The sequence below is a fragment of the Microbacterium sp. I2 genome (assembly GCF_051364985.1).
In the GTDB taxonomy this organism is placed as follows: Bacteria; Actinomycetota; Actinomycetes; order Actinomycetales; family Microbacteriaceae; genus Microbacterium.
Genome location: NZ_JBLWIH010000022.1, coordinates 195,552 through 221,432, shown reverse-complemented (window position 1 = coordinate 221,432; position 25,881 = coordinate 195,552). Strand labels below are relative to the sequence as shown.

At 70.0% G+C, this 25,881-nt stretch carries 19 protein-coding genes; 8 read left to right on the top strand and 11 right to left on the bottom strand.

Features of this window, described 5'->3' with window-relative positions; translation table 11 throughout:
* Positions 1-10 precede the first annotated feature (10 nt).
* Positions 11-625, bottom strand: coding sequence for a hypothetical protein (locus tag ACLKM7_RS16510; RefSeq protein ID WP_436448265.1), 615 nt, complete (start codon positions 623-625; stop codon positions 11-13).
* A gap of 226 nt (positions 626-851) precedes the next feature.
* On the opposite strand from ACLKM7_RS16510, the gene ACLKM7_RS16505 reads away from it, so the two are divergent.
* The 3 genes from ACLKM7_RS16505 to ACLKM7_RS16495 are packed head-to-tail and all read left to right on the top strand — an operon-like array spanning position 852 to position 2,703.
* Positions 852-1,649 (top strand): hypothetical protein, encoded by a 798-nt coding sequence (locus ACLKM7_RS16505; protein WP_436448263.1) that lies wholly within the window; start codon positions 852-854, stop codon positions 1,647-1,649.
* Complete coding sequence (locus ACLKM7_RS16500) at positions 1,646-2,065, top strand: phage holin family protein (RefSeq protein ID WP_436448261.1); 420 nt, start codon at positions 1,646-1,648, stop codon at positions 2,063-2,065. The genes ACLKM7_RS16505 and ACLKM7_RS16500 overlap by 4 nt, the downstream gene beginning before the upstream one ends.
* Positions 2,062-2,703: a DUF3618 domain-containing protein gene (locus ACLKM7_RS16495; RefSeq protein WP_436448259.1), complete on the top strand. Its 642-nt coding sequence runs from the start codon at positions 2,062-2,064 to the stop codon at positions 2,701-2,703. Before ACLKM7_RS16500 ends, ACLKM7_RS16495 begins: the two co-directional genes overlap by 4 nt.
* A gap of 61 nt (positions 2,704-2,764) precedes the next feature.
* Here ACLKM7_RS16495 and rpoC read toward each other — a convergent pair whose 3' ends face one another.
* From rpoC to ACLKM7_RS16475, 4 genes are all read right to left on the bottom strand, one after another.
* Positions 2,765-6,637, bottom strand: a complete 3,873-nt coding sequence (gene rpoC, locus ACLKM7_RS16490; RefSeq protein ID WP_436448257.1) for a DNA-directed RNA polymerase subunit beta' — start codon at positions 6,635-6,637, stop codon at positions 2,765-2,767.
* 47 nt (positions 6,638-6,684) lie between these two features.
* Positions 6,685-10,185, bottom strand: a complete 3,501-nt coding sequence (gene rpoB, locus ACLKM7_RS16485) for a DNA-directed RNA polymerase subunit beta (RefSeq protein WP_168912898.1) — start codon at positions 10,183-10,185, stop codon at positions 6,685-6,687.
* Positions 10,186-10,471: 286 nt separating this feature from the next.
* Positions 10,472-10,795 (bottom strand): hypothetical protein, encoded by a 324-nt coding sequence (locus ACLKM7_RS16480; protein ID WP_436448254.1) that lies wholly within the window; start codon positions 10,793-10,795, stop codon positions 10,472-10,474.
* A gap of 234 nt (positions 10,796-11,029) precedes the next feature.
* Positions 11,030-11,821, bottom strand: coding sequence for a lytic transglycosylase domain-containing protein (locus tag ACLKM7_RS16475; protein WP_436448252.1), 792 nt, complete (start codon positions 11,819-11,821; stop codon positions 11,030-11,032).
* Between the two features lie 218 nt (positions 11,822-12,039).
* On the opposite strand from ACLKM7_RS16475, the gene ACLKM7_RS16470 reads away from it, so the two are divergent.
* Positions 12,040-14,673 carry an ATP-binding protein gene (locus tag ACLKM7_RS16470; protein WP_436448250.1) on the top strand — a complete coding sequence of 878 codons (2,634 nt, stop codon included), beginning with the start codon at positions 12,040-12,042 and terminating at the stop codon, positions 14,671-14,673.
* A gap of 165 nt (positions 14,674-14,838) precedes the next feature.
* Here ACLKM7_RS16470 and ACLKM7_RS16465 read toward each other — a convergent pair whose 3' ends face one another.
* Positions 14,839-16,434, bottom strand: a complete 1,596-nt coding sequence (locus tag ACLKM7_RS16465) for a 5-oxoprolinase/urea amidolyase family protein (protein ID WP_436448248.1) — start codon at positions 16,432-16,434, stop codon at positions 14,839-14,841.
* Positions 16,428-17,183, bottom strand: a complete 756-nt coding sequence (locus ACLKM7_RS16460; protein ID WP_436448246.1) for a LamB/YcsF family protein — start codon at positions 17,181-17,183, stop codon at positions 16,428-16,430. The genes ACLKM7_RS16465 and ACLKM7_RS16460 overlap by 7 nt, the downstream gene beginning before the upstream one ends.
* Before the next feature lie 172 nt (positions 17,184-17,355).
* Between ACLKM7_RS16460 and ACLKM7_RS16455 the strand changes: the two genes are divergently transcribed.
* Complete coding sequence (locus tag ACLKM7_RS16455) at positions 17,356-19,104, top strand: ABC transporter ATP-binding protein (RefSeq protein ID WP_436448244.1); 1,749 nt, start codon at positions 17,356-17,358, stop codon at positions 19,102-19,104.
* 52 nt (positions 19,105-19,156) lie between these two features.
* On the opposite strand, the gene ACLKM7_RS16450 is transcribed toward ACLKM7_RS16455, so the two are convergent.
* The 3 genes from ACLKM7_RS16450 to ACLKM7_RS16440 all read right to left on the bottom strand — a co-directional run bounded on the left by ACLKM7_RS16450 (position 19,157) and on the right by ACLKM7_RS16440 (position 22,904).
* Positions 19,157-20,119 (bottom strand): ABC transporter permease, encoded by a 963-nt coding sequence (locus ACLKM7_RS16450; RefSeq protein ID WP_436448242.1) that lies wholly within the window; start codon positions 20,117-20,119, stop codon positions 19,157-19,159.
* Positions 20,116-21,120, bottom strand: a complete 1,005-nt coding sequence (locus tag ACLKM7_RS16445) for an ABC transporter permease (RefSeq protein ID WP_436448240.1) — start codon at positions 21,118-21,120, stop codon at positions 20,116-20,118. Before ACLKM7_RS16445 ends, ACLKM7_RS16450 begins: the two co-directional genes overlap by 4 nt.
* A gap of 113 nt (positions 21,121-21,233) precedes the next feature.
* A complete protein-coding gene (locus ACLKM7_RS16440) occupies positions 21,234-22,904 on the bottom strand; it encodes an ABC transporter substrate-binding protein (RefSeq protein WP_436448238.1) in 1,671 nt (556 codons plus the stop codon).
* 293 nt (positions 22,905-23,197) lie between these two features.
* On the opposite strand from ACLKM7_RS16440, the gene ACLKM7_RS16435 reads away from it, so the two are divergent.
* The 3 genes from ACLKM7_RS16435 to ACLKM7_RS16425 all read left to right on the top strand — a co-directional run bounded on the left by ACLKM7_RS16435 (position 23,198) and on the right by ACLKM7_RS16425 (position 25,209).
* Positions 23,198-24,061, top strand: coding sequence for a spermidine synthase (locus tag ACLKM7_RS16435; protein WP_436448236.1), 864 nt, complete (start codon positions 23,198-23,200; stop codon positions 24,059-24,061).
* 80 nt (positions 24,062-24,141) lie between these two features.
* Complete coding sequence (locus ACLKM7_RS16430) at positions 24,142-24,669, top strand: hypothetical protein (RefSeq protein ID WP_436448235.1); 528 nt, start codon at positions 24,142-24,144, stop codon at positions 24,667-24,669.
* 51 nt (positions 24,670-24,720) lie between these two features.
* Positions 24,721-25,209: a SprT-like domain-containing protein gene (locus tag ACLKM7_RS16425; protein ID WP_436448234.1), complete on the top strand. Its 489-nt coding sequence runs from the start codon at positions 24,721-24,723 to the stop codon at positions 25,207-25,209.
* Between the two features lie 8 nt (positions 25,210-25,217).
* Here the strand turns inward: ACLKM7_RS16425 and ACLKM7_RS16420 are convergent, their stop codons facing one another.
* Positions 25,218-25,865 (bottom strand): 2-phosphosulfolactate phosphatase, encoded by a 648-nt coding sequence (locus ACLKM7_RS16420; protein WP_436448233.1) that lies wholly within the window; start codon positions 25,863-25,865, stop codon positions 25,218-25,220.
* Positions 25,866-25,881 lie beyond the last annotated feature (16 nt).

Here is a 25,881-nt window from a genome sequence, read left to right as displayed (position 1 = left end):
GCGGAGCCGCTCAGTCCCACACGTTGCCGTCCAGCCGGGGACCGTAGTCCTCGGGATGCCATGGCGACTCGACGCTGGCCAGCCACAGGTCGTCGCGCAGCGTGTGCTCCTCGAGCACCTCGCCTCGCGTACGTGCGCACACCAGCGCGGCATCCGACGTCGTGCACGAGAACCCCTGCCCCGCGAACGCCGCCTCGGCGATCGGTCGCGCGTCGGCCGGCACGCGCGACAGCGTCGTGACGATGCTGCCCGATGCGAAGCTCCACTCGCACGTCACCAGCACCTCGGGCGTCACCGCCTCCACGAGCGAGGCGGCTTCGGTCGCGGGCGGCGTCGCGGTCTGGTTCAGCAGCGACCCGCCCCGCCAGGTCAGCTCGTTCCAGAGGTCGTCGGGGTACAGCGTGCGGCAGTCGATCGCGCCCCCTTCGGCCGCCTGCATCGCCGCCGAGGGCTCGGACGTCGTGGTGGGCGCGGGCGATGTCGCCCGCCGCAGCGTCTCGCCGATCCACGCCACCGTGACGGGCACCATGGGCAGCGAAAGCCACACGAGCGCACCGATCACCGCCGCGCAGATCACGCCGGCGGGCACGGCGATCCACGAGTTGCGCCCCCCGATCCGCGCCATAGGCCCCCACCTCCGCTTACACGGTAAGCCGCGACGACGGATGCCTCGGCGCGGCGCGCAGTGAGTGCTCCGTGTCGGCCGCGGGAAGCGGATGATACTGCCCAGCGCCTCCGGAAAGAACCCCCTCGGTCGGGCGACGGTGAGCGGCGACGGTATCGGGACGACGCGCATCCGATCGGGCCTCCCCGATCGGTCCACGGCGTCGGCACGAGCAAAGGAGCACGAGATGACAACGCAGGAGATGGGATCCACCGCCGGCGGCGAGAGTGCCGGCGGCCCGCGTGAACGCGCCGTCGAGACCGTCGCCGAGGTGGACGCCGCCGCGATGCACGTGGCGGGCGTCGCGGGCGACGAGGCGGGCAGGGTGGCCCGCGACGCCAAGGAAGCGGCGCGTGGATTCTTCGACGAGACCAAGATGCAGCTCTCGGAACAGGCGACCGCGCAGCAGCAGCGCGCAGCGGGGGCCCTCCGCACGACCGGCGACGAACTCTCCGAGATGTCTCGGGCCTCGTCCGGCGGGGGTCTGGCGACCGGTCTGGTGCGCAGCCTCGGCGACCAGTCGAAGCACGCGGCGTCATGGCTCGAGCAGCGCGAGCCGGGCGATCTGGTGCGCGAGGTGCGCGGATTCGCACGCCGGCACACCGGCGTCTTCCTCGTCGCCGCGCTGGGCGTCGGCCTGGTCGCCGGCCGGCTGACGAGGGCGCTCCTCTCCGACGGGAATGGTTCGGGTGGCGCGTCCGGCTCGGCGGCCGGTGTGCAGGGTGGTGCGCCGCGGGCTACACCGGTGGGTGCGGCAGGAACCGGCGGAGCGACGGGCGTCGGCGCGGGTGCATCCATGCCCGCCGGCACCGGCCCCAGCCCGGGCACCGGCGCGCCGCTCGGCGGAACACCGATCGGCGACTCCGTCGCCGCGGGTGCGAGCGACGCGTCAACCGTGCGGCGAGGCATGAGCCGGCCAGACGTACCCCCGACGGGTGCGGGCACGCAGGACGAGTGGTCGCCGAGCGGCGAGGCGCAGCGATGAGCGACATGCCGACGCCGTCTCAGCAGAAGGCGGCGACCACGTCCGTCGGCGAGCTCGTCGGCGAGGTGTCGCGCGACCTGTCGGAGCTGATGCGGAAGGAGCTCGAGCTGGCCAAGGCCGAGCTGACGGACTCCGCCAAGAAGGCAGGCGCGGGGGCGGGGCTCCTCGGCGGGGCGGGATACGCGGCGATGATGACGGTGCTGTTCCTGTCGATCGCACTGTGGTGGGCCCTGGGCACCCTCATCGGCGGCGGATGGTCCGGCGTCATCGTGGCCGTGCTGTGGGCGATCATCGCCGGCGTCCTGTACGCCGTGGGCATGAAGCGCATGAAGTCCGTCCGCGGGGCGCCCCGCACCGTCGAGACCGTCAAAGAGATTCCCGAAGCACTGAAGAGGAACGAGGAGAACCGATCATGAGCAACACCGAACAGATCCGCGCCGACATCGAGGTCACGCGCGACGAGCTCGGGCGCGACGTCGACGCCCTGGCCGACAAGGTCACACCGAGCAAGGTGATGGAACGGCAGAAGACGCGGCTGCGGCGCGCGGTCGATGACGTCAAGGGCCGCATCATGGGCGTGGCAGAGGATGTCGGCGACTCGGTGTCCTCTGCCACGGACTCGGCGGCGCACGGCATCGGGGACCTTCCCGGTGCCGCGGCGAGGAAGGTGCAGGGCGCGCCGCTGGCCGTGGGCCTCGCCGCCCTGGCTCTGGGCTGGGTCGCCGCGTCGCTCGCGCCGCCCACCGATGCCGAGCGGCGGATCGCCCGCTCGCTGCGTGACGCCGCGCAGCCGCTGGTCGACAGTGCGGCAGAGAGCGCGCGCGAACTGGCGGCCGGGCTGGAACAGCCGGCGCGGGATGCCATGGAACAGGTCAAGGCGAGCGCCGAGGACGCGGCGCACGAGGTCAAGGAAGAGGCGCGCGTCGCCACCGACCACGTGAAGGAGAACGTCGGCCCGTCGAGCGGTGGATCGACGAGCGGCGGATCGACGAGCGGCGGATCGACGACTGGTTCGACCGGCGGCGAGTACGGGGGGTCGCAGCCGGCGGGCTGAGGCATCCATCCCGCACACGACGAAGGGCCCCGGCGAACCGGGGCCCTTCGTGTTTCACCGCCTAGTTGTAGTCGGTCGTGAAACCGTCCGTGGAGAAGCTGTCGAAGTCGACGTAGCTCAGGTCGGCGTCGCTATAGGCGCCGTCCGAGGCGAAGATGCGGTTGGGGTACCGCTCGCTCTTGGCCTCCTCCGTCGCCTCGACCGTGACGTTGCGGTACTTCGCAAGTCCGGTTCCGGCGGGGATGAGCTTTCCGATGATGACGTTCTCCTTGAGGCCGACGAGCGGGTCGCTCTTGCCCTCCATCGCCGCCTGGGTGAGGACGCGCGTCGTCTCCTGGAACGACGCGGCCGACAGCCACGACTCCGTCGCGAGCGACGCCTTCGTGATACCCATCAGCTCCGGACGACCCGACGCCGGGCGCTTGCCCTCGGCGACAGCCTCGCGGTTCATGTTCTGGTAGCGCTTGAAGTCCACCAGCTCACCCGGCAGCAGCGTGGTCTCACCGTGGTCGACCACGGTGACCTTGCGCAGCATCTGACGGACGATGACCTCGATGTGCTTGTCGTGGATCGGCACACCCTGCGAGCGGTACACGCCCTGGACGCCGTTCACGAGGTACTTCTGCACCTCGCGGGCACCCTGCACGCGCATGACCTCCTTGGGGTCGAGCGTTCCGACCTGCAGCGGCTGGCCGACCGTGACGTGCTGGCCGTCCTCGACCAGCAGCGTCGCGCGCTTGAGCACGGGGTAGACGTGCGGCTCGTCGCCGTTGTCGGGCGTGAGGATGACCTTCTTGCTCTTCTCGGTCTCGTCGATCGTGATGCGGCCGTCGGCCTCCGCGATCGGCGACGCACCCTTGGGGGTACGGGCCTCGAACAGCTCCTGCACGCGGGGAAGACCCTGCGTGATGTCATCCGCCGACGCCGAACCACCGGTGTGGAAGGTACGCATCGTCAGCTGCGTTCCGGGCTCACCGATCGACTGGGCCGCGATGATGCCGACGGCCTCGCCGATGTCGACGATCTTGCCGGTGGCCAGCGAACGGCCGTAGCACTTCGCGCAGACACCGACCGCCGACTCGCACGTGAGCACCGAGCGCACCTTGATGGACTCGACACCCGCGCCGACCAGCTTGTCGATGAGCACGTCGCCCACGTCGTCGCCGGCAGCCGCGAGCACGTCTCCGTTGGGCGCCGTGACATCGGCCGCGAGCGTGCGGGCGAACACCGAGTTCTCGACGTTCGCGTCGCGCACGAGCGCGCCGTCCGCGCCGGGCGCCGCGATGGTGAACTCCAGGCCCTTGGTCGTGCCGCAGTCCTCCTCGCGGATGATGACATCCTGCGAGACGTCCACGAGACGACGCGTGAGGTATCCCGAGTCGGCCGTACGGAGGGCCGTGTCGGCCAGACCCTTACGGGCACCGTGCGTCGCGATGAAGTACTCCGCCACCGACAGACCCTCGCGGTACGAGGAGATGATCGGACGGGGGATGATCTCACCCTTGGGGTTGTTCACCAGGCCTCGCATACCGGCGATGTTCCGGATCTGCAGCCAGTTACCACGAGCACCCGACGACACCATGCGGTTGATGGTGTTGTCCTCGGGGAAGTTGTCGCGCATGGCCTTCTGGACCTCGTCGGTCGCCTCGGTCCAGATCTTGATGAGCTCCTGACGACGCTCGGCGTCGGTGGTGAGACCCTTCTCGAACTGGTCCTGAGCCTTCGCGGCCTTCTTCTCGTAGCCGGCGACGATCTCGCCCTTGTTCGGGGGCGTGAGGATGTCGCTCAGCGCCACCGTGACACCCGAACGGGTGGCCCAGTAGAAGCCGGCGTCCTTGATGCGGTCGAGGGATGCCGCGACCTCCACCTTGGGGTACTCCTCCGCCAGCTTGTTCACGATCTGCGACAGCTTGCCCTTGTCGGCCTGTTCGCGCACGAACGGGTAGCCCTTGGGGAGCGTGTCGTTGAAGATCGCCTGGCCGAGCGAGGCGTCCACGAGACCGTGGCGCTCGTAGCCCTCGGGAGCTTCGCCCTCGAGGAACGTCAGGCCGGGGACGCGGATGCGGACCTTGGCCTGCAGGTCGAGGGTGCCCTCGTCCTTGGCCAGGATCGCCTCGCCGACCGAGCCGAACACACGACCCTCACCGGCTGCGCCCGCCTTGACCGTGGTCAGGTGGTGCAGGCCGATGATCATGTCCTGCGAGGGCAGGGTCACCGGGCGGCCGTCAGACGGCTTCAGGATGTTGTTCGAGGCGAGCATCAGGATGCGTGCCTCGGCCTGGGCCTCGACCGACAGCGGCAGGTGGACGGCCATCTGGTCGCCGTCGAAGTCCGCGTTGAAGGCGGCGCAGACGAGCGGGTGCAGCTGGATCGCCTTGCCCTCCACGAGCTGCGGCTCGAACGCCTGGATGCCCAGACGGTGCAGCGTGGGCGCGCGGTTGAGCAGCACGGGGCGCTCGCGGATGATCTCCTCGAGCACGTCCCAGACCTCGGGACGCGTGCGCTCGACGGCGCGCTTGGCGGCCTTGATGTTCTGCGAGTGACCGAGGTCGATCAGGCGCTTGATCACGAACGGCTTGAACAGCTCCAGCGCCATCTGCTTGGGCAGACCGCACTGGTGCAGCTTCAGCTGCGGACCGACGATGATGACCGAACGGCCCGAGTAGTCCACGCGCTTGCCGAGCAGGTTCTGGCGGAACCGGCCCTGCTTGCCCTTGAGCATGTCGCTCAGCGACTTCAGCGCGCGGTTGCCGGTGCCCGTCACGGGACGGCCGCGGCGGCCGTTGTCGAACAGCGCGTCGACGGCCTCCTGCAGCATCCGCTTCTCGTTGTTGACGATGATCTCGGGAGCACCGAGGTCGATCAGGCGACGGAGGCGGTTGTTGCGGTTGATCACGCGACGGTAGAGGTCGTTCAGGTCGGAGGTCGCGAAGCGGCCACCGTCCAGCTGCACCATCGGGCGCAGCTCCGGCGGGATCACCGGGACGACGTCGAGCACCATCGAGGCCGGGCTCATACCGGTCTGCAGGAACGAGTTGACGACCTTCAGGCGCTTGATCGCGCGGATCTTGCGCTGACCCTTGCCCTCGGAGATCTGCAGGTGCAGGCTCTCCGACTCGGCGGCCAGGTCGAACGCCTCCAGGCGGCGCTTGATCGACTCCGCGCCCATGTGGGCCTCGAAGTACTGACCGAAGCGGTCCTGCAGCTCGTGGAAGATCTCGTCTTCACCCTTGAGCTGGCCGACCTCGAGCGTGCGGAAGTCCTCCCACACCTTCTCGAGGCGGATGATCTGGTCGTCCGCGTTCTTGCGGATCTGAGCCATCTCCTTCTCGGCGGCGTCCTTGACCTTCTTCTTCTGGTCGGCCTTGGCACCCTCCTCCTCGAGCGCGGCGAGCTCCTCCTCCAGCTTCTGGAGGCGGGCTGCGACGCGGGCGTCGCGGCGGTCACCGAGCGTCTTCAGCTCGAGACGGATGTTGTTCTCCTGCGTCGCGAGGTCGCGGTGACGCGCGTCCTCATCGACCGAGATGACCATGTACGCGGCGAAGTAGATGACCTTCTCGAGGTCCTTCGGCGCCATGTCGAGCAGGTACCCGAGGCGCGAGGGCACGCCCTTGAAGTACCAGATGTGGGTGACCGGCGCGGCGAGCTCGATGTGGCCCATGCGCTCACGGCGGACGGAGGACTTGGTGACCTCCACGCCGCAGCGCTCGCACACGATGCCCTTGAAGCGGACGCGCTTGTACTTGCCGCACGCGCACTCCCAGTCGCGGGAGGGCCCGAAGATCTGCTCTCCGAAGAGACCGTCCTTCTCGGGCTTGAGGGTGCGGTAGTTGATGGTCTCGGGCTTCTTGACCTCACCGTACGACCAACGACGGATGTCGTCAGCGGTGGCCAGGCCGATGCGAAGCTGATCGAAAGTTGTTGATTCGAGCACTAGTTCTCAGTTCTCCTGTGTCGGAATTCTGTCGTTGCCTGGCCGGGTCAGATCTCGTCGATCGACGAGGACTCGAAACGGCTGGAGATGTTGATGCCGAGCTCTTCAGCGGCGCGGAAGGCCTCGTCGTCGGTGTCACGCAGGTTGACCTCCGTGCCGTCGGCCGAGAGCACCTCGACGTTCAGGCAGAGCGACTGCATCTCCTTCATGAGCACCTTGAAGGACTCGGGGATGCCGGGCTCCTGGATGTTCTCGCCCTTGACGATCGCCTCGTACACCTTGACGCGGCCGAGGATGTCGTCGGACTTGATCGTGAGGAGCTCCTGGAGCGCGTAAGCGGCGCCGTAGGCCTCGAGGGCCCACACCTCCATCTCACCGAAGCGCTGACCGCCGAACTGCGCCTTACCACCGAGCGGCTGCTGGGTGATCATCGAGTACGGGCCCGTCGAGCGCGCGTGGATCTTGTCGTCCACGAGGTGGTGCAGCTTCAGGATGTACATGTAGCCGACCGAGATCGGAGCCGGGAACGGCTCGCCGGAGCGGCCGTCGTACAGCAGCGTCTTGCCCGTCGAGTCGATGAGCCGGTCGCCGTCGCGCGTCGGGTTCGTCGAGTCGAGCAGACCCGCGATCTCCTCCTCGAACGCACCGTCGAACACCGGGGTCGCGACCTTCGTGCCGGGCGCGGCCTCACGAGCCTCCTCGGGCAGGCGCGCGGCCCACTCGGGGTTGCCCTCGACCTTCCAGCCCTGCTTCGCGATCCACCCGAGGTGGGTCTCGAGGACCTGGCCGAAGTTCATTCGACCGGGGATGCCGAGCGGGTTGAGGATGACGTCGACCGGGGTGCCGTCCGCGAGGAAGGGCATGTCCTCGATGGGGAGGATCTTCGCGATGACACCCTTGTTGCCGTGACGTCCGGCGAGCTTGTCGCCCTCGGTGATCTTGCGCTTCTGGGCGATGTAGACCACGACGCGGCGGTTGACGCCCGAGCCGAGCTCGTCATCGCCGTCCTCGGCGTTGAACTCCTTGACGGCGATGATCGTGCCCTGCTCACCATGGGGCACCTTGAGCGACGTGTCGCGCACCTCGCGGCTCTTCTCGTTGAAGATCGCGCGGAGCAGACGCTCCTCGGCCGACAGCTCGGTCTCGCCCTTGGGCGTGACCTTGCCGACGAGGATGTCGCCGGGGCGCACCTCGGCGCCGATGCGGATGATGCCGCGCTCGTCGAGGTCCTTCAGCAGGTCGGGGCTCACGTTGGGGAGGTCGCGGGTGATCTCCTCCTTGCCGAGCTTCGTGTCGCGGGCGTCCACCTCGTACTCCTCGATGTGGATCGAAGAGAGGGTGTCGTCCTTCACGAGGTCCTGGCTGAGGATGATCGCGTCCTCGAAGTTGTGGCCCTCCCACGTCATGAACGCGACGAGGAGGTTCTTGCCGAGCGCGAGCTCGCCGTTCTCCGTCGCCGGTCCGTCGGCGATGACCTCGCCCTTCTCGACACGGTCACCCGCCGAGACGATGACGCGCTGGTTGTAGCTGGTGCCCTGGTTGGAGCGGTCGAACTTGCGCAGGAAGTAGTCCTGCGTGCCGCCCTCGTCCAGCTGCACGGTCACGACGTCGGCCGAGACCTCGATGACCACACCGGCCTTCTCGGCGGTGACGACGTCACCGGCGTCGATCGCGGCGTAGCCCTCCATACCGGTGCCGACCACAGGCGACTCCGAGCGCAGCAGGGGCACGGCCTGACGCTGCATGTTCGCGCCCATGAGGGCGCGGTTGGCGTCGTCGTGCTCGAGGAACGGGATCAGCGAGGTCGCGACCGACACCATCTGGCGCGGCGAGACGTCCATGTAACCGATCTCCTCGGCGTGGAACAGGTCGACCTCGCCACCCTGGCCGCGACGTGCGAGGACGCGGTCCTGCGCGAAGCTGCCGTCGGCCTTCAGCTCGACACCGGCCTGGGCGACGATGTAGTCGCTCTCCTCCGAGGCGGTCAGGTAGTCGATCTGGTCGGTGACCTTGCCGTTGACCACGCGACGGTACGGCGTCTCGATGAAGCCGAACGCGTTGATCCGCGCGAATGAGGCGAGCGATCCGATGAGGCCGATGTTCGGGCCTTCCGGCGTCTCGATCGGGCACATGCGGCCGTAGTGCGAGGGGTGGACGTCACGGACCTCGACGCCCGCGCGCTCACGCGACAGACCGCCGGGGCCGAGCGCCGACAGGCGGCGCTTGTGGGTCAGGCCTGCGAGCGGGTTGTTCTGGTCCATGAACTGCGACAGCTGCGACGTTCCGAAGAACTCCTTGATCGCGGCCACCACGGGGCGGACGTTGATCAGGGTCTGCGGCGTGATCGCCTCGATGTCCTGCGTGGTCATGCGCTCGCGGACGACGCGCTCCATGCGCGACAGACCGGTGCGGACCTGGTTCTGGATGAGCTCGCCGACCGCGCGGATGCGACGGTTGCCGAAGTTGTCGATGTCGTCGATGTCGAGACGGATCTCGGCCGTCTTGCCGCCGCGCACGCCGTCGAACGTGACGTCGCCGCGGTGCAGGCGCACCAGGTACTTGATGGTCGCGACGATGTCGTCGACGGTGAGCACCGAGTCCGAGAGCGGCTTGTCGAGGCCGAGCTTGTGGTTGATCTTGTAGCGACCCACCTTGGCCAGGTCGTAGCGCTTCGGGTTGAAGTAGAAGTTGTCCAGCAGCGCGCGGGCGGCCTCGGCGGCCACCTGCTCGCCCGGGCGCAGCTTGCGGTAGATGTCGCGCAGCGCGTCTTCCTTGGTGAGGATGGTGTCCTTCGACAGCGTCTCCTCGATGGACTCGAAGCCGGCGAACTCGGTGAGGATCTCTTCCGAGGTCAGGCCCAGCGCCTTGAGGAACACGGTGACGGACTGCTTGCGCTTGCGGTCGATGCGCACGCCGACCTGGTCGCGCTTGTCGATCTCGAACTCGAGCCATGCCCCACGGCTGGGGATGACACGGGCCGACACGATGTCCTTGTCGGAGGTCTTGTCGGGGGTCTTGTCGAAGTAGACGCCGGGCGAACGGACGAGCTGCGACACGACGACGCGCTCGGTGCCGTTGATGATGAACGTGCCCTTGCCGGTCTGGAGCGGGAAGTCGCCCATGAAGACCGTCTGGGTCTTGATCTCACCGGTCTGGTGGTTCATGAACTCGGCCTCGACGTAGAGCGGGGCCGCGTACGTCTTGCCGCGCTCCTTGCACTCCTCGATGGAGTACTTCTCGGGCTCGAGGTACGGATTCGTGAACGAGAGCTGCATCGTCTCGCTCAGGTCCTCGATCGGCGAGATCTCCTCGAAGATCTCCTCGAGACCGCTGACCTCGGGCACGTCGGTGCGACCGGCGGCCTTCGCGTCCGCGACGCGCGCCTTCCATGCCTCGTTGCCGACCAGCCAGTCGAACGACTCGGTCTGCAGCGCGAGAAGGTCGGGGACCGTCAGCGTGTCGGAGATCTTGGCGAACGAGAGGCGGGATGCTCCGCGTCCGTTCTTGAGGGTGGTGGTGGGGTTGGATGCGTTGCGCGCAGCAGCCAAGGGGAATACCTCCGTGGGCCCGGTGGGGCTCGTTTCCTTGTCGTCAGGTGGAGTGCTCCGGTCCCCGAAACCCGCGCGGCACACCTTGCAGCAAGCAAGGGGGCGCAGGCACAGCCGACCACCATATGAGGGCAGGGGGAATCCAAGAGCGCAAGGACCCACTATACGCCCGATGACGCGCCGTGTCCACCTGATTCTTGAAAAGTTCCGGATGCTGCGGTATAAGCCCGCTCCACGGCCCCGCGCCTGCGTGCACGGCGCCCCTGCCGTGCACGCAGGCGAAGTGCTAGTGTCCGGCGTTGCCGCGACAGGCGAGGCCGGGGTTGACCCCGACGTCGACGCCTGCGCTCACGAACATCCCGTAGCTCTGGATGCCGTGGTATCCGTGCTTCTGATTGCCCCGCATCGCGAGGGCGTCGTCGTCGAAGCCCTCCGGGTTGCCCTCGACCGAGTCCACGGTGTCCTGTCCGGAGAACGCGCATTCGGACGAGGCGTGCGATGCCCCTTGCGCCTCCCCGCCGTTGCCGGTGGCCTCGCCCGCGTTCGCCGCGCCGGCTCCTGCCAGCACGAGCCCCAGCGCGAGAACGCAGCCTGTCACCAATCGCTTCATGTTCCTACCTCCCAGATTCGGAGCCGCGGGTGCGGCCCTCCCCGGCGCACAAGCTACGCCCTCCCGCTCGCCGCGGGAAGACCCGCTCTGGCGAGCGCTCCCACGGCACCGGCAAGGATCCACCCGCGGCGACGATCGCCGAGGCGGCCAGGCCCAGCAAGACCCCGCGAGCCGCCAAGCGCCGCCGGTTCGCCCGATGCACCACCCGGAACGGGTCGACCACCGGCGCGGCGCTCATCCCGCCGCGAGCGCGTAGGAGTTCGCCATGGCGGCGACGTCGTCGACGTAGACGTCGAGGTGGTTGTAGCTGAAGATCGCCGTGCGCCAGCCGTCGACGCTCGACATCTCGCCCGAGTGGCACAGGTACCGGGCCGCGGCGAGCGCGGCGTCGTCGATCTGGTTGGGATCGCTCGCGCCGTCGCCGTTGGCGTCTGCGCCCCATCGCGACCACGTGTCGGGGATGAACTGCATCGGACCCACGGCGCGGTCCCACACGGTGTCGCCGTCCCACGCGCCGCCGTCGGTGTCGGCGATCGCGGCGTTGCCGTCGCCGTCCAGCTGCGGGCCTCGAATCGCCGGCATCGGGTAGCCCTCATCACCGAGCACGGCGCCGCCGTGACGACCGTGGTCGGTCTCGATCGCGCCGATGCCGGCCAGGGTGTTCCAGCCGACGCCGCACCCGGGCTGCTCGGCGTCGATGAGGAGCTCGGCGGCCGCGTAGGCATCGAGAGCGCGGCGGGGGATGCCGGTGGCCGACGCGACACGCGCGCTCCAGGCCTCGTCGACCCGCACTTGCACCGACGCGGGGGCCGGTGCCGCCTCGGAGGTTTCGGCGCCTGCTCCCGACCCGACCTCGCCCGACACCTCGATCGCCGTGGTCGGCGCCTCGACCGGTTCCGATCGCTGAGCCATGGACACGCGATTCAGGTTGGTCAGCCACACCGCGGCCACGAGGACCAGAGCGATCCCGACGGCCACGCCGGCCCTCGCCAGCACCCGGGTGGAGCCTGCGCGGTTGCCGCTCACGACCCGTCTCCCCCACTCGCCGGCGGTGTCGCCTGTCCGGTCGGCGTCGGGCTCGCCTCGGACAGGATCAGCGTAACGCGCACGCCCAGTCTCAGCACAGCCCCGGCGCCCGGCTCACTGCGCATCACCAGGGTCGAGGCGGCGGCATGGCGTCCGTCGCGCAGGCCTGTTCGGAGAAGAGGATGGCGGAACGGTCCCACCGGGTCCATGATGTGCACATGACTGGGGTAGGACACCCCGTGATCCGCACTCCCGACCAGCGGCTCCGGGTGTTCGTGAGCTCGACGCTGCGCGAGCTCGCTGAGGAGCGCGAAGCGGTCAGGGCGGCCATCGAGCGGCTGCGGCTCGCGCCGGTGATGTTCGAGCTGGGCGCGAGGCCTCATCCGCCGCGAGAGCTGTATCGCTCGTACCTCGCGCAGAGCGACGTCTTCGTCGGCATCTACGGATCCAGCTACGGGTGGATCGCCCCCGACGAAGAGGTCTCGGGACTCGAGGACGAGTACAACCTCGCGCCCCGCGCGATGCCCAAGCTGATCTACGTCAAAGCGGCCGAGCAGCGCGATGAACGCCTCGCGGGTCTGATCGCCCGCATCCAGGCCGACGACACCGCGGCCTATCTCCACTTCGAGCGCGCCGAGGACCTCGAGGCTCAGGTCGCGGCCGACCTGGCGATGCTCCTCGCCGAACGGTTCGACGAGTCGCGACTGGCCGAGCTCGCGGATCCACCGGAGGCGACGGCATCCCTCGTCGGAGAGGTCCCCGTCCCGTACACGACCACGATCGGGCGGGATGCCGACATCGCGGCGGTGCGGGATCTGCTGGCGCGCGGCACGGACCGTGTCGTGAGCCTCATCGGGCCGGGCGGCATCGGCAAGAGCCGGCTCGCCATCGAGACCGCTCGCGCGTGCGAGGACCTGTACCCCGACGGCGTCTACTTCGTGCTGCTGGAGGGTGTGCTCGAGACGGGTCTGCTGCTGCCGACGATCGCCTACTACCTCGGCATCCGCGACAACGGCGAAGCCGCGCTCGAGGAGCGCATCGCGCACGCGCTGGCCGAGCGCAAGGTGCTGATCGTGCTCGACAACTTCGAGCAGATCGTCGAAGCGGCGCCCTCGCTGGTGCGCCTGTACAACGTCGCGCCGACCGCGACCTTCCTCGTCACGAGCCGCATCGTGCTGCGCATCCGCGGCGAGCGCGTGTACGAGGTGCCGGCGCTCACGACGCCGGTCGGCCACGCGCCGGCCAGTCTCGACCCCGACACGCGGACGGCCGCGGTGGCCCTCTTCGTCGATCGCGCGCAGGCGATCGATCCGGCCTTCGAGGTCACGGCCGACAACGCGGGAGCCCTCGCCGACATCTGCCGCTCGCTCGAAGGACTTCCGCTGGCGATCGAACTGGCGGCGGCGAAGGTGCGCATCCTGAGCCCTGCCGGGATCGCCGAACGGCTGGGCGAGAGCCTCCCGCTCCTGACGGCGGCGGTGCGCGACCTTCCCGAGCGCCACCGCACGATGCGCGCGACCATCGACTGGAGCGTCAGCCTGCTGCCCGAGGAGCAGCGCGATCTGCTGGAAGACCTCGGCGTCTTCGCGACGCGCTTCACGCTCGACGCCGTTGAGGCGATCGGCTCGGGCCGCTCGTGGGACGGTCAGGCGATCGACGCTCTGGCGGCGCTCGTGGACGGGTCGCTGGTCAAGCAGCACGACATGGGCGGGCGCCGCGTCTTCGCGCTGCTCGCGATCGTGCGGGAGTACGCGCTCGGCCGGCTCAAGGCGCGCGGCGACGCCGACCGCGTCCGGCTCGCGCACGCCGACCACTACTGCCGCCTCGTCAAGAGCGTCGCACCCGACCTCGGAGGTCTGGGTCAGGCCGAGGCCGTCGCGCGACTCGGCCTGGAGCTGCCGAACCTTCGCGCCGCCGTGCGCCACCTCGTGTACACGAACCGGCTCGACGACGCGGGGGACTTCGCGTGGAGCCTGCTCATCTACTGGTGGATCTCGGGCTTCTTCGCCGAGGTGCGCCTGTGGATGCTCGAGCTGCTCGATAAGCAGCAGGAACAGCCCATCACGCAGCACACCCGGGCGATCGCCTGGTTCTTCGCGCTGTGGGGCGAGATGTGGCAGCGCCCGAGCGAGCAGGTGGTCGCGGGCCTCGGCGAATGCGTGCGACTGTTCACCGAGAGCGGGGATCAGGATGCTGCGGCCATGGCGCTCGCGGCGCGCGCGACCGCGCGGGTGCAGCTGTCCGACCCCGACGCCGACAAGGCCGAGGCAGAGCTGCGCGCCGCCGTGACGAAGCTGCGGGAGCTCGGGAACGGGTGGGCCGAGGCGATCACCGAAGTCTCGCTCGGGCGACTCGCGTGGGTGCGCGGCGCGACCGACGACGCGCTGGCTCACTTCGATCGCGCGACCGAGGTCGCCGAGGCCGGCGACGACCTGTTCACGACATCCGTCGCGGGCAACCTGCGCTCACGCCTGAACTTCCAGCTCGGCCGCATCGAGCGGGCCGAGGAGGAGTTCGTCCACACGCTGCTGCTGTCGATCCGGCTGCACTACGACGAAGGCGTGGCGTACGGGCTCGAGGGCGTCTGTGCGGTCGCGGCCGCGCACGGAGAGGCGTGGCGCGCCGCCGCTCTCGCGGTTGCCGCCGGCGAGATCCGCCGCCGCATCGGGATCTTCGACGTCGAGGCGTTCACCGTGCACACCCCGTATCTCGAGATCCTCCGTGGCCGCGATCCGGCGAGCGTCGAGGCCGGCGAGGCCGCGGGCGCCGAGCTGACGCTCGCCGAGGCCGTGCACCTCGCGCTCCCGGGATCCGTCTACGCAGAGGTCGCCGAGGCGCTGCGCGGCTGGTGAGCCGCGGGCAGCGGACGTCTCAGCCGGATCCGAGGATCGGAGAATGGCGCGCTTTCCGGAGCGCCCGCCGCGCCGGCATCCGGGAACAAGTAGCTTCTCGGATTTTCGGATCGCCGGGATCCATGGGCCAACGGCGCGGGCGCCGCGCGGGCTCAGGCGGGCAGGTCAGACGGGCGGGCGGGCGTGGCGGAACCGGATGCGGGTGCCCGGCCGGGCCTGCGCGATCAAGTCGAGCGAAGCATCCGTCACCACGGCGATCACGGGGTAGCCACCGGTCACCGGGCCGTCGCCGAGGAGGATCGTCGGCCTGCCGCTCGGGGGAACCTGAAGCGCACCGGCGACCATGCCCTCGCTGGGCAGCTCGTCCTCTCGCGTGCGCGCGAGTTCGGGGCCGTCGAGGCGCACGCCGACCCGGTCGGCGTCGTTCGACACCGTCCACACCGCCTCGAACAGGGTCTCGAGCGCGTCCGCGGCGAACCAGTCTGCGCGAGGGCCCGGCGCCAGCTCGACTTCGAGCTCGTCGTCGTGCGGCGCGCTCCACGGTGCGAGGTCGGCGACCGGGATGGGGGCGAGCGCGTCCTCGCGTACCGGGATCACGTCCCCGCCCCGCAGTGCCTGCGGCCCGAGCCCCGCGAGCAGGTCGGTGGCGCGCGATCCGAGCGCGACGCGCCCGTCGAGCCCGCCGCGCACCGCGACGTACGCCCGGGCGCCGTGCGCGAACCAGTCGACATGCAGCTCGGATCCCGCCGGCCATGCGTGCGCCCGATACGGATCGATCTCGTGCCCGTCGAGGCGCAGCGGTCCCCACGCGCCGCTCACGGCGACCCACAGGTCGCGTTCGGCGATCGCCCGCAGCCCGCCCATCGTCACTTCGATCCCGGCGGAGTCCTCGGGGTTGCCCAGCAGCCGGTTCGCGGTGCGGAGCGCCGCGCGGTCGAGTGCTCCCGACACGGCGATGCCCAGCGACGCCGCACCCGGCCGTCCGAGATCCTGCAGGGTCGACAGCAGGCCCGGTTCGACGATGCGGATGCCGGCGGCCGCACCCTGGCGCAGGCCGGATGTGGCTGGAAGCGCCTCGTCGGCGGCTGATCCGCCACCAGGGTTGCCGACAGCCTGCTGCCGGGCACGATTCAGATCACGTCGAGAGGCGAAGCGCACGCGCGTGCCGGGGGCGAGCAGGGCGGGGTGCGCCGAGTCCGGGTCGAACAGCCTCGTGCCGGTCGTGCCGATCAGCCGCCAGCCGCCCGGCGACTCACGCGGGTAGGCGCCGCTGAAGGCGCCGGCCAGGCCCACTGCTCCGGCTGGGACGCGCGTGCGTGGTGACGGCAGTCGCGGCACGTCGAACGGCCAGTCGGGGCTCATGAGGTAGCCGAAACCCGGTGCGAAGCCCGTGAATGCGACCGTCCACTCCGCCGCCGCGTGGCGCCGCACGAGTTCGTCGGCGGAGACCCCGAGCAGGTCCGCGGTCTCGGTCAGATCGGCACCGTCGTACACGATGTCGAGTTCGACGACCGGCTGGTCCGCCGCCGCTGTGGGCACGGCGTGCGCAGCCGCGGCGGTCGCCCATGAGCGCGCCGCCGGCACCGCAAGCACGCGCGGATCGACCCGCACGAGCACCGTGCGGGCCGCGGGCACGAGGTCGACGACGCCGTGCGGTCGGGATGCGGCGAGCGCGGCGTGGACGGCCAGCACCTCCTCGAGCGAGGCGACCTCGAGCAGGAGCGCCCGCTCCCCCATCGGCCGCGCCGTCACGCTCACCACGGCGCGCGCACCTCGACCCCGGCGTCGTCGAGCGCTGCGCGCACCGCGCGGGCCATGACCACGGCGGCGGGCGAGTCTCCGTGCAGGCACAGCGAGGCGGCTGCTGTCACCACGATCGCGCCGTCGACGGCCTCGACCTCGCCCGTGAGCGCGAGCCGCACGGCGCGCGCGGCGACCAGATCGGGATCGTCGAGGAGGGCTCCCGGCTCGGTCCGCGGGACGAGCCCGCCGTCAGGCCGGTAGCCGCGGTCGAGGAACGCCTCGTACACGAAGGGAAGGTCGACGGATGCCGCGGCCCGCGCCATCTCGCCGCCCAGACCGAGGACGGGCAGGGGCCGGCCGATCGTGCTCGAGATGTCCGCGATCGCGCGGGCGACGGCATCCGCCTGCTCCGGATCCCCGATGACCGCGTGATAGAGCGCGCCATGCGGCTTGACGTAGCGCAGGTCGGCGCCGGCGCGGCGAAGGGCGTCGAGCTGCGCGGCGACCGTGGCGGCGAGGGCGGGCGGGTCGATCGCGACCGGCACGCGGCCGAAGTTCGCGCGATCGGGGTAGGAGGGGTGAGCCCCGACGGCGACGCCGAATCGCACGGCCCGGTCGATCGCCTCGTGCATCGAGGCGGCATCGCCCGCGTGCCCGCCGCACGCGATGCTCGCGCTCGAGATCACCGCGAACATCGCCTCGTCGTCGGCGGTCGGCACGCCGTCGACGGTCTCGCCGAGGTCCGCGTTGAGGTCGATCGCCGCCATGTCTTCACGCTACCCGCGGGCCTCCCGCCGCGCGCCCCAGATGTCCCCGCGCCGGCGCCCCGGGTGGTCGCCGCAGATCATTTCGCTCAGCAGATGCGCCCACGCGTTACGGATGCGTAAAGGCTGGCGGCGAACCGGTGCGCAAAGAGTGCGCGCCAGGCAGGATGGAGCAATGGCCCGAAACACTGAACGTCTCGCGGTCGGAGCGCCGCTGCTCCAGGTGCGCGACGTCGCCGTCCAGTTCCAGACCATCGACGGTCCGGTGCACGCCGTCGAGGGCGTCGACCTCGACCTCGCCGCGGGCGAGACGCTCGCGATCGTCGGCGAGTCCGGTTCGGGCAAGTCCACCACAGCGATGGCGGTCATCGGGCTGCTGCCGGGCAACGGCAAGGTCACCCGCGGCAGCATCATGTTCGAGGGCGAGAACCTCGTCGGCGCCTCCGAGGGCGTCATGCGCAGCATCCGCGGGCGCTCGATCGGTCTCGTGCCGCAGGACCCGATGTCGAACCTCAACCCGGTCGCCAAGATCGGCACGCAGATCGCCGAGACGCTCCTGGCCCACGGCCTCGCGACCCGCAGGGACGTCGACCGCAAGGTCGTCGAGACCCTCGCCGCGGCCGGCCTGCCCAACGCCGAGGACCGCGCCAAGCAGTATCCGCACGAGTTCTCGGGCGGCATGCGCCAGCGCGCGCTGATCGCGATCGGCCTGGCCTGCGACCCGAAACTGCTGATCGCCGACGAGCCCACCAGCGCACTCGACGTCACCGTGCAGAAGACGATCCTCGACCAGCTCGAGCGCATGACGAGCGAGCGCGGCACCGCGCTCATGCTCATCACCCACGACCTCGGGCTCGCCGCCGAGCGCGCGTCGCGCGTGGTCGTGATGAACCGCGGCCGCATCGTCGAGCAGGGTCCCGCGCGGCAGATCCTCGAGGACCCCCAGCATCCGTACACGCAGGCACTGGTCAGGGCGGCTCCGTCCGTTGCGGCCGTGCGGCTGCGGCCCGAGGCGTTCCGCAAGCCGGCGCCGCAGCCCGACATCACGCCTGACACCCCGACGGCGACGGCACCGGACGCCCCGGCGGCAGCGGTCACCGAGCCCCGGGTCACCGAACCCGGCGCGGCAGCCGCCGTCGACAACATCGTCGAGGTCGAGGGGCTCACGAAGATCTACAAGATCCGCGGGCAGAAGGAGGACTTCGCCGCCGTCAAGGACGTGTCGTTCGCGATCCCGCGCGGCGAGACCGTGGCGATCGTGGGCGAGTCCGGCTCGGGCAAGACCACGACGGCGCGCATGATGCTGAAGGTCATCGAGCCGACAGAGGGCGCGATCCGCTTCGACGGGCAGGACGTCGCGACGCTCAAGGGTCGCGAGCTGCGCGAGTTCCGGCAGCGCGTGCAGCCGATCTTCCAGGACCCGTACTCGTCGCTGAACCCGATGTTCTCGATCGAGCGGATCATCTCGGAGCCGCTGGAGTTCTACAAGCGTGGCTCGTCGAAGGACCGCGCCGCCCGCGTGCGGCAGCTGCTCGACGACGTCGCACTGCCGCAGACGATGCTCAGCCGCTATCCGTCCGAGCTGTCGGGCGGCCAGCGGCAGCGCGTCGCCATCGCTCGCGCGCTCGCGCTCTCGCCCGACCTCATCGTGTGCGACGAGCCGGTGTCGGCCCTCGACGTGCTCGTGCAGGACCAGGTGCTGTCGCTGCTGCGCGACCTGCAGCGCGAATACGGCCTCAGCTACCTCTTCATCTCGCACGACCTCGCGGTGGTGCGCCTCATCAGCGACTACGTATGCGTCATGAAGGACGGCGCTCTGGTGGAGGCGGCATCCTCCGAAGAGATCTTCACCAACCCGCGCGACCCGTACACACGGCGCCTGCTGGCCTCGATCCCCGGCAACGAGCTCGACATCGCGGTCTGAGCCCGGCATCCGTCGCGTCCGGCCCGCCCCCTCCAGGCGCGCGGGCCCTGCCTCAGCGCGCGCGGGTGCGGGGGTCCATGGCCTCGCGCAGCGCCTCGCCGAACAGCGTGAAGCCCAGCGCGGTCACGGTGATGCAGATGCCGGGGAGGAACGCCAGCCATGGCGCGATCGCGAGCTCGAGCTGCGCGTAGGTGAGCATGCGCCCCCACTCCGCCGTCTGGGGCACGTCGCCGCCGAGCCCGAGGTACGACAGCGCGGCCGCCTCGATCACGGCCGTCGCCAGCGACAGCGTGCCCTGCACGATGACGGGTCCGACCGAGTTCGGCAGCACGTGGCTCATCGTGATGGTGCCGCGGCCGAGGCCGAGCGTCTGCGCCGACAGCACGTAGTCGGCGTTGCGCTGCTGCAGCATCGACGCGCGCAGCAGACGCGCGAACACCGGCACCTGCACGACCCCGATCGCGATCATGACGGATGCCTGGTTCTGGCCGATCACGGCCGCGATCGAGACGGCCAGCAGCAGCGACGGCACGGACAGCAGGATGTCGACGATCCGCATGATCAGGGTGTCGACCCAACCGCCGAACATGCCGCACAGGAATCCGAGGATCATGCCGCCGGCCAGACCGATCGCGGTGGAGATGACGCCGATCAGAAGGGTGGCTCGGGCGCCCCAGATGAGCTTGGACAGGACGTCGCCGCCGAAGCGGTCCAGTCCCAGCGGGAACTCGGGGATCTCGCCCGGACCGGGGATGTGCGTGGGGGTGATGAAGCGCTGACCCGGCAGCTCGGTCGGCCCGTAGGGTGCGAGCCACGGCGCCAGGAGCGCCACGAGGAGGAACACTGCGATGATCGCGGCGCCCACCCACGCGCTCGGGTTGCGGCGCAGCCGGCGGAACACGGCGCGCCAGAACCCGCCGCCACCGGTCTTCGCGCCGAGCAGCTCCTTGTCGTCGACAGAGGTGTCGTCGACGGGCCCGCCGCTCGGGGCGGGGGGAAGCATGGCGGATGTCATGAGACCCTCACTCTCGGGTCGATGAAGCTGTACGACACGTCGACCGCCAGGTTGATCAGGGCGTAGCCGATCGCGATGAAGATGATGAAGCCCTGCAGCACCGGATAGTCCCGCGTGAAGATCGCCCGGGCGAGGAACGAGCCGACACCGGGGAAGGCGAACACCGTCTCGGTGAGGACCGCGCCCGAGATCAGCAAGCCGACCTGCAGGCCGATCGTCGTGATGACCGGCAGCATGGCGTTGCGCATGATGAACCGGCTGCGGATCGTCGAGCGCGAGATGCCCTTCGCCATGCCGGTGCGGACATAGTCCGAGTTCTGCACCTCGAGCACCGACGCCCGCGTGATGCGGACGATGATCGCGAGCGGGATCGACGCGAGCGCGATCGCGGGCAGGATCAGGTGCAGGAACGCGTCCCACGCGGCATCCCATTCCCCCGTGATGATGCCGTCGAGCACGTAGAAGCCGGTGTAATGCGTCGCGTCGATGCGAGGGTTCTGGCGCCCCTCGGACGGCAGCCAGCCCAGCTGCACCGCGAAGACCCACTTGAGCATGAAGGCGAGGAAGAAGACCGGGATCGTGATGCCCAGCAGGCTCGCGCCGACGAGGAGGTGGTCGGACGCGCGACCGTGGCGGCGCGCGGCCAGGTACCCCAGCGGGATGCCGATGCCCACTGCCAGGATGATCGCCACGAAGCTCAGCTCGAGCGTTGCCGGCAGGCGGCGCAGGAACTCGTCGATGACGGGCTGGCGCGTCTGCAGCGACGTGCCGAAGTCGCCCGACAGCAGCTGGCCGAGCCACGTGAAGTACTGCACGAACAGGGGCTCGTTGAAGCCGTACTGCTCGTTGATCTGCTCGACCGCCTCGGGGGTGGCGCGCTCCCCGAGCAAAGCGACGGCAGGGCCGCCCGGCAGCGCGCGCACCCAGAGGAACAGCAGGACGGACAAGCCGAGCAGGGTCGGGATCAGCAGGAGCAGCCGGTGGCCGATGGTGCGTAGCACGGGGTGAATCTCCGGGGGAGGACGGCGGCGTGCAGCCGCGGGACGTCACGAGGGAGGCGGCGGGATGCCCCGGCCCGGCGTTCGGGCGCCGGGCCGGGGCATCCTTCTCCGCGCTACTCGCTCAGTTCGACCAGGTTGTAGACCTCGTCCTGGACGGGGCTGGCCGGGTACGAGGTCACGCGCGGCGCGAACGCCAGCGTCGGGACCGGGTGGGCCAGCGGCACGCCGGGCAGGAACTCCATGATCTGCTCGTTCACCTCGAGGTAGGCCGATTCCTGCTCCTCCTCGGTGGCAAGGCCACGGGCGTCGGTGAGCGCCGAGGTCAGCTCGGCGTTCTCGAAGCCCCACTCGTTGCCGGCGGTGGCGAAGAACGTCCCGACGAAGTTGTCGGGGTCGTTGTAGTCGCCGGTCCAGCCGAGCAGGTGGATGCCGTGATCGCTGCCGCCCTGGATGCGGTCGAGGTACGTGGGGTTCCAGTCTTCGCCGACCGGCGTGAGCACGATGCCGACGGCTTCGAGCTGCGACGCCAGGTTGGTGTAGATCTGCTCCGGGTTGGGCATGTACGGACGCGACACGTTGACGGGGTAGTTGAACTGCAGCGTCAGCGGGTTCGCCTCGTCGTAGCCGGCCTCGGCCAGGAGCGCCTGAGCGGCCTCGGGGTCGTAGTCGTACGTCGTGACGTCCTCGTTCCAGCCGATCACCGCGGGCGGCATGAACTGCGAGGCCACCTCGGTGCCTTCGGGCAGGACCTGCGTCACCAGCTGCTCCTTGTCGATCGCGTGGGCGATCGCCTGGCGCACTCGGATGTCGGCAAGCGCCGGCACCGCCTGGTTCATCGCCAGGTAGAGGATGTTGAACGGGTCGCGGTTGACGAGGTTGAACCCGTCCTCCTCGAGCGCGCCGAGGTCGGCGGGAGCGACGAGGTCGTACCCGTCGATCGAGCCGGACTCGAGGGCCTGGCGGCGAGCGGTGGTGTCGCCGATCACCTGGAAGATGACCTCCTGCACCTGGCCCTGCTCGCCCCAGTAGTCCTCGTACGCGCTGAGCGTCACGGACTCGCCCGGCGCCCACTCGTCGAACTTGAACGGGCCGGTGCCGACCGGGTGGCCCTGTGCGTACTCGCTGAGCACGGGCGCCTCGGCGGTGCCGCCGACCTCGTCAGCCGCGAACTCCTCGAGCGCCGCGGGGCTCTGGATCGCGAACGACGGCAGCGACAGCGCGGGGATGAAGCCGGCGAACGGCTGGGTCAGCGTGATCGTCGCCTCGGTCTCACTCGTCGCCTCGCAGCCGCCGTAGATCGAAGTGCCGGTCTCGGCGTAGCCGCGCATGAGCTTGCCCCAGTAATACGAGAGGCTCTCGGTGGCGGCCAGGCCGGTGAAGTTGTTCATGCGGTCGAAGTTGAAGCAGACCGCCTCGGCGTTGAAGTCCGTGCCGTCGTGGAAGGTCACGCCTTCCTTGAGCTGGAACGTGTACGACAGGCCGTCCTCGGACTGCTCCCAGCTCTCGGCGAGACCCGGAGCGGGGTCGGCCGTGCCCGGCTCGACACCGACCAGACCCTCGAAGATCTGACGCGAGACGCGGAACGTCTCGCCGTCGTTGGCCATCGCCGGGTCGAGACCGGCGATGTCGCCCGACGCGCCGAAGATGAACGTGGAGTCGACGTCGCTCGGCTCTTCCGTGCCGCCGCCCTCCTCGCGCTGACTCGCGCAGGCGGTCAGGACGACCGCACCGATTGCGACGGCCGCGGCGCCGGTGAGCCAGCGCCTCTTGGCAGTGTGGAGCATGTGCTGTGCACCTTCCATATCGTGTGGGCCTTGCTGCACGTCATCGTGGAGCAGAGGTGCGCGCAGCCCTCAGCAGGGTGTGATGTCTCGACGCTACCCGGCGACAGCGGTCCGTACGATTACGCGTGTGTCTCGATTGTGTTTCGACACGATCGGATGCCTCTACCTGAGCGATCTGCACAGTCTCCACTTGCGACGGATCACAGAACCATCAACCAGGCGCTCTCCCGTCCGAATACGGGCGACGACTCGGTCGCGGGAAAGCGACACGGTCGACGGGATACCCTGAGGCCATGGCGAGAGGGCGCAGTGACGAGGCGGCGCCCTCGGCCCGACTGTCGGACGGCACCCTCGCGCGGGTCATCCCGTCGGCCTTCGGGGGCGGGTTCGAGCTCGACGTCGACGGAACGCCCCAGTCCCACGTCGACCTCGACGATCCCACGCACCTGCATTTCGAATACGTCGCGCGAATGGGCGCGGTCATCGACAGACTCCGGATGCCGGGACAGCCGCTGACCGCAATCCATCTGGGAGCGGGGGCTCTGACCATTCCGCGGTACGTCGAGGCCACCCGGCCGGGCTCGCGGCAACAGGTCGTCGAGCTCGAGCCGGCGCTGTGGGACCTCGTGCGCGAGAACCTGCCGCTGCCGCGCGGAGCATCGATCCGCGTGCGCATCGGCGACGCGCGCGAAGTCCTCGGCCGGCTGCCCGCCGGGCTCGTGGGGTCCGCCGACCTCGTCGTGTCGGACGTGTACTCCGGCGCGCAGACCCCCGCGCACCTCACGACCGTGGAGTTCTTCACCGCGGCCGCGCGCTTCCTCGCGCCCGACGGCGTACTCCTGGTCAACGTCGCCGACGGCGCCGGACTGGCCTTCGCCCGCCGTCAGGTCGCGACCGTGCAGTCCGTGCTCGAGCACGTCATCGTCCTCGCCGAGGTGCAGACGCTGAAGGGCCGGCGCTTCGGCAACCTGGTGATCGCCGCATCCCCGGCTCCACTGCCCACGGAGTGGCTTCCCCGGCTGCTGGCGGCCGGGCCGCACCCCGCGAAGGTCGCGGAAGGGCGCGAGGTCGACGACTTCGCGCGCGGCGCGCGGGTGGCCACCGACGCCGACGCGACGCCCTCACCCCGGCCCGCGGCATCCGTCTTCGACCTCTGACCGGCGTGGCACGACCCGGAGGGCAGGTGCCCAGAGGCACACTGGAAGGGCGATCGGCAGCGCGTGTGAAGGGAGTCTTCGTGAGCTACATCAAGGGATTCGACCCCGACACCCTTCGTGAGAAGGTCGACTCGCGGCAGTGCAAGGAGCGGCTCGACGAGATCGGCGACCAGCGCAGCCTGCCGGCGCTCCTCGAGCGGGTATGGCTGCTGAAGGTGCTCGACCGCAGCGAGGACGCGCTCGTGATCTCGGAGCAGTCCGTGCGGGTCGCGCGCATGGCAGGAACGCGCAAGGACCTGCTGCGGGCACGCATCCTCCACGCCACCGTGCTGCAGTCGCGCGGCGCGTACGCCGCGGCCGAGCAGGAGCTGACGACGTGCGCCGAGGAGGCGGAAGGACAGGGCTGGGCGAGCATCGCCGCCTTCGCGTACCAGCACCGCGGCAAGGTCAACTTCGACGACGGCGACTTCGAGTCCGCCCGCAAAGATTTCAAGCGCGCGCTGTTCCTCCGCCAGGAGTCCGGTGCGACCGAGGATCAGCTCGAGTCCACGCTGCTCGCGATCGACGCCGCGGACCGGCGCCGGGCTGCGGCATCCGTCGCCAGCTGACGGTGGCCGTTCGCCGCTCGAGTGTCGTAGATACGTTCTAGCCTGTCGCCCATGTCGGAACTGCATCGCGTGCGCCACTGGGCCGAGGCCCTGATCGACGCCCATCTCGACTCCTCCTGGACGTTCGCCTTCGACAACGCCAAGCGCCGCGCGGGACTGTGCGACTACACGCACAAGCGCATCAGCGTGTCGCGGTACCTCGCCGCGCGCTACGACGACGACACGAACCACCAGACGCTGCTGCACGAGGTGGCACATGCCCTCGCGGGAGCGGGAGCCGGTCATGGCCCGCGGTGGAAGGCCGTCGCGCGCGAGCTGGGATACGTCGGCGGCACGACGCACGGCGGCGAAACGGCGACCGAACTCGCGCCCTGGATCGGGGTCTGCCCGTCCGGGCACGTCGCGTACCGCCACCGCAAGGCTGTGCGCCCGACGTCGTGCGCGAAGTGCGCGCGGGTGTTCGACGAGCGCTACCTCTTCACCTGGACCCGTCGTGAGATCACGCCCGCCGCGCGCCTCGCCGCGATGACTCCGCGGTAGCGCGAGCGTCAGGACGCGACGAAGGCGCCCTCGCGGAGCACCGCGACAGCGGTCTCCGCATCCAGCTCGGCGGCTGCGAGCACCTCGTCTCGCCGGCCGAGGGCCACGAGCTCTTGCCCGGAGCCGCTCGCGGTGAGCAGGTGCCGCACCGCGCCGCGGAGGCCGTGGAAGGACTCGCATGCCGCCGCTGCCTCTGGCGACGTGTGGTCGATGCCGAGCACACCCAGCGCGTCGATGATCGCGCCGGCGCCGAGCTGATCCTCCACAGCGAACCGCAGCGGCGATCCCGGGTCGCGCCCCGTGAGCTCGCCCGCGGCGATCACCGCGATGCTGGTGCGCTCGCCACGCCGCTGCTGCTCGGCGAGCACGGCCTCGGCGACGGCGCGCGCATTCCGCAGGCAACCCAACACGACGAGGGATCCGGATGCTGCGGCCGCCGCAGCGACCGCCGCGCCGTTGAGCGACACGGCGTGGGCGGCGTCGCCCAGCGGCACGGTCTCGCCACGAGCGACGGAATTCGTCACCGCCGTGGAGAACCGCAGCATGTCGACCACCACGACGACGTCGGCGGGGGCGAGCCTGGCCAGCCCCGCCGCGCCCCACTCGAAGCGGACCTGGTACCGGCGCTGATCGAAGGGGTTCTCTGCGAGGGGCATCCGTCCAGCGTAGATC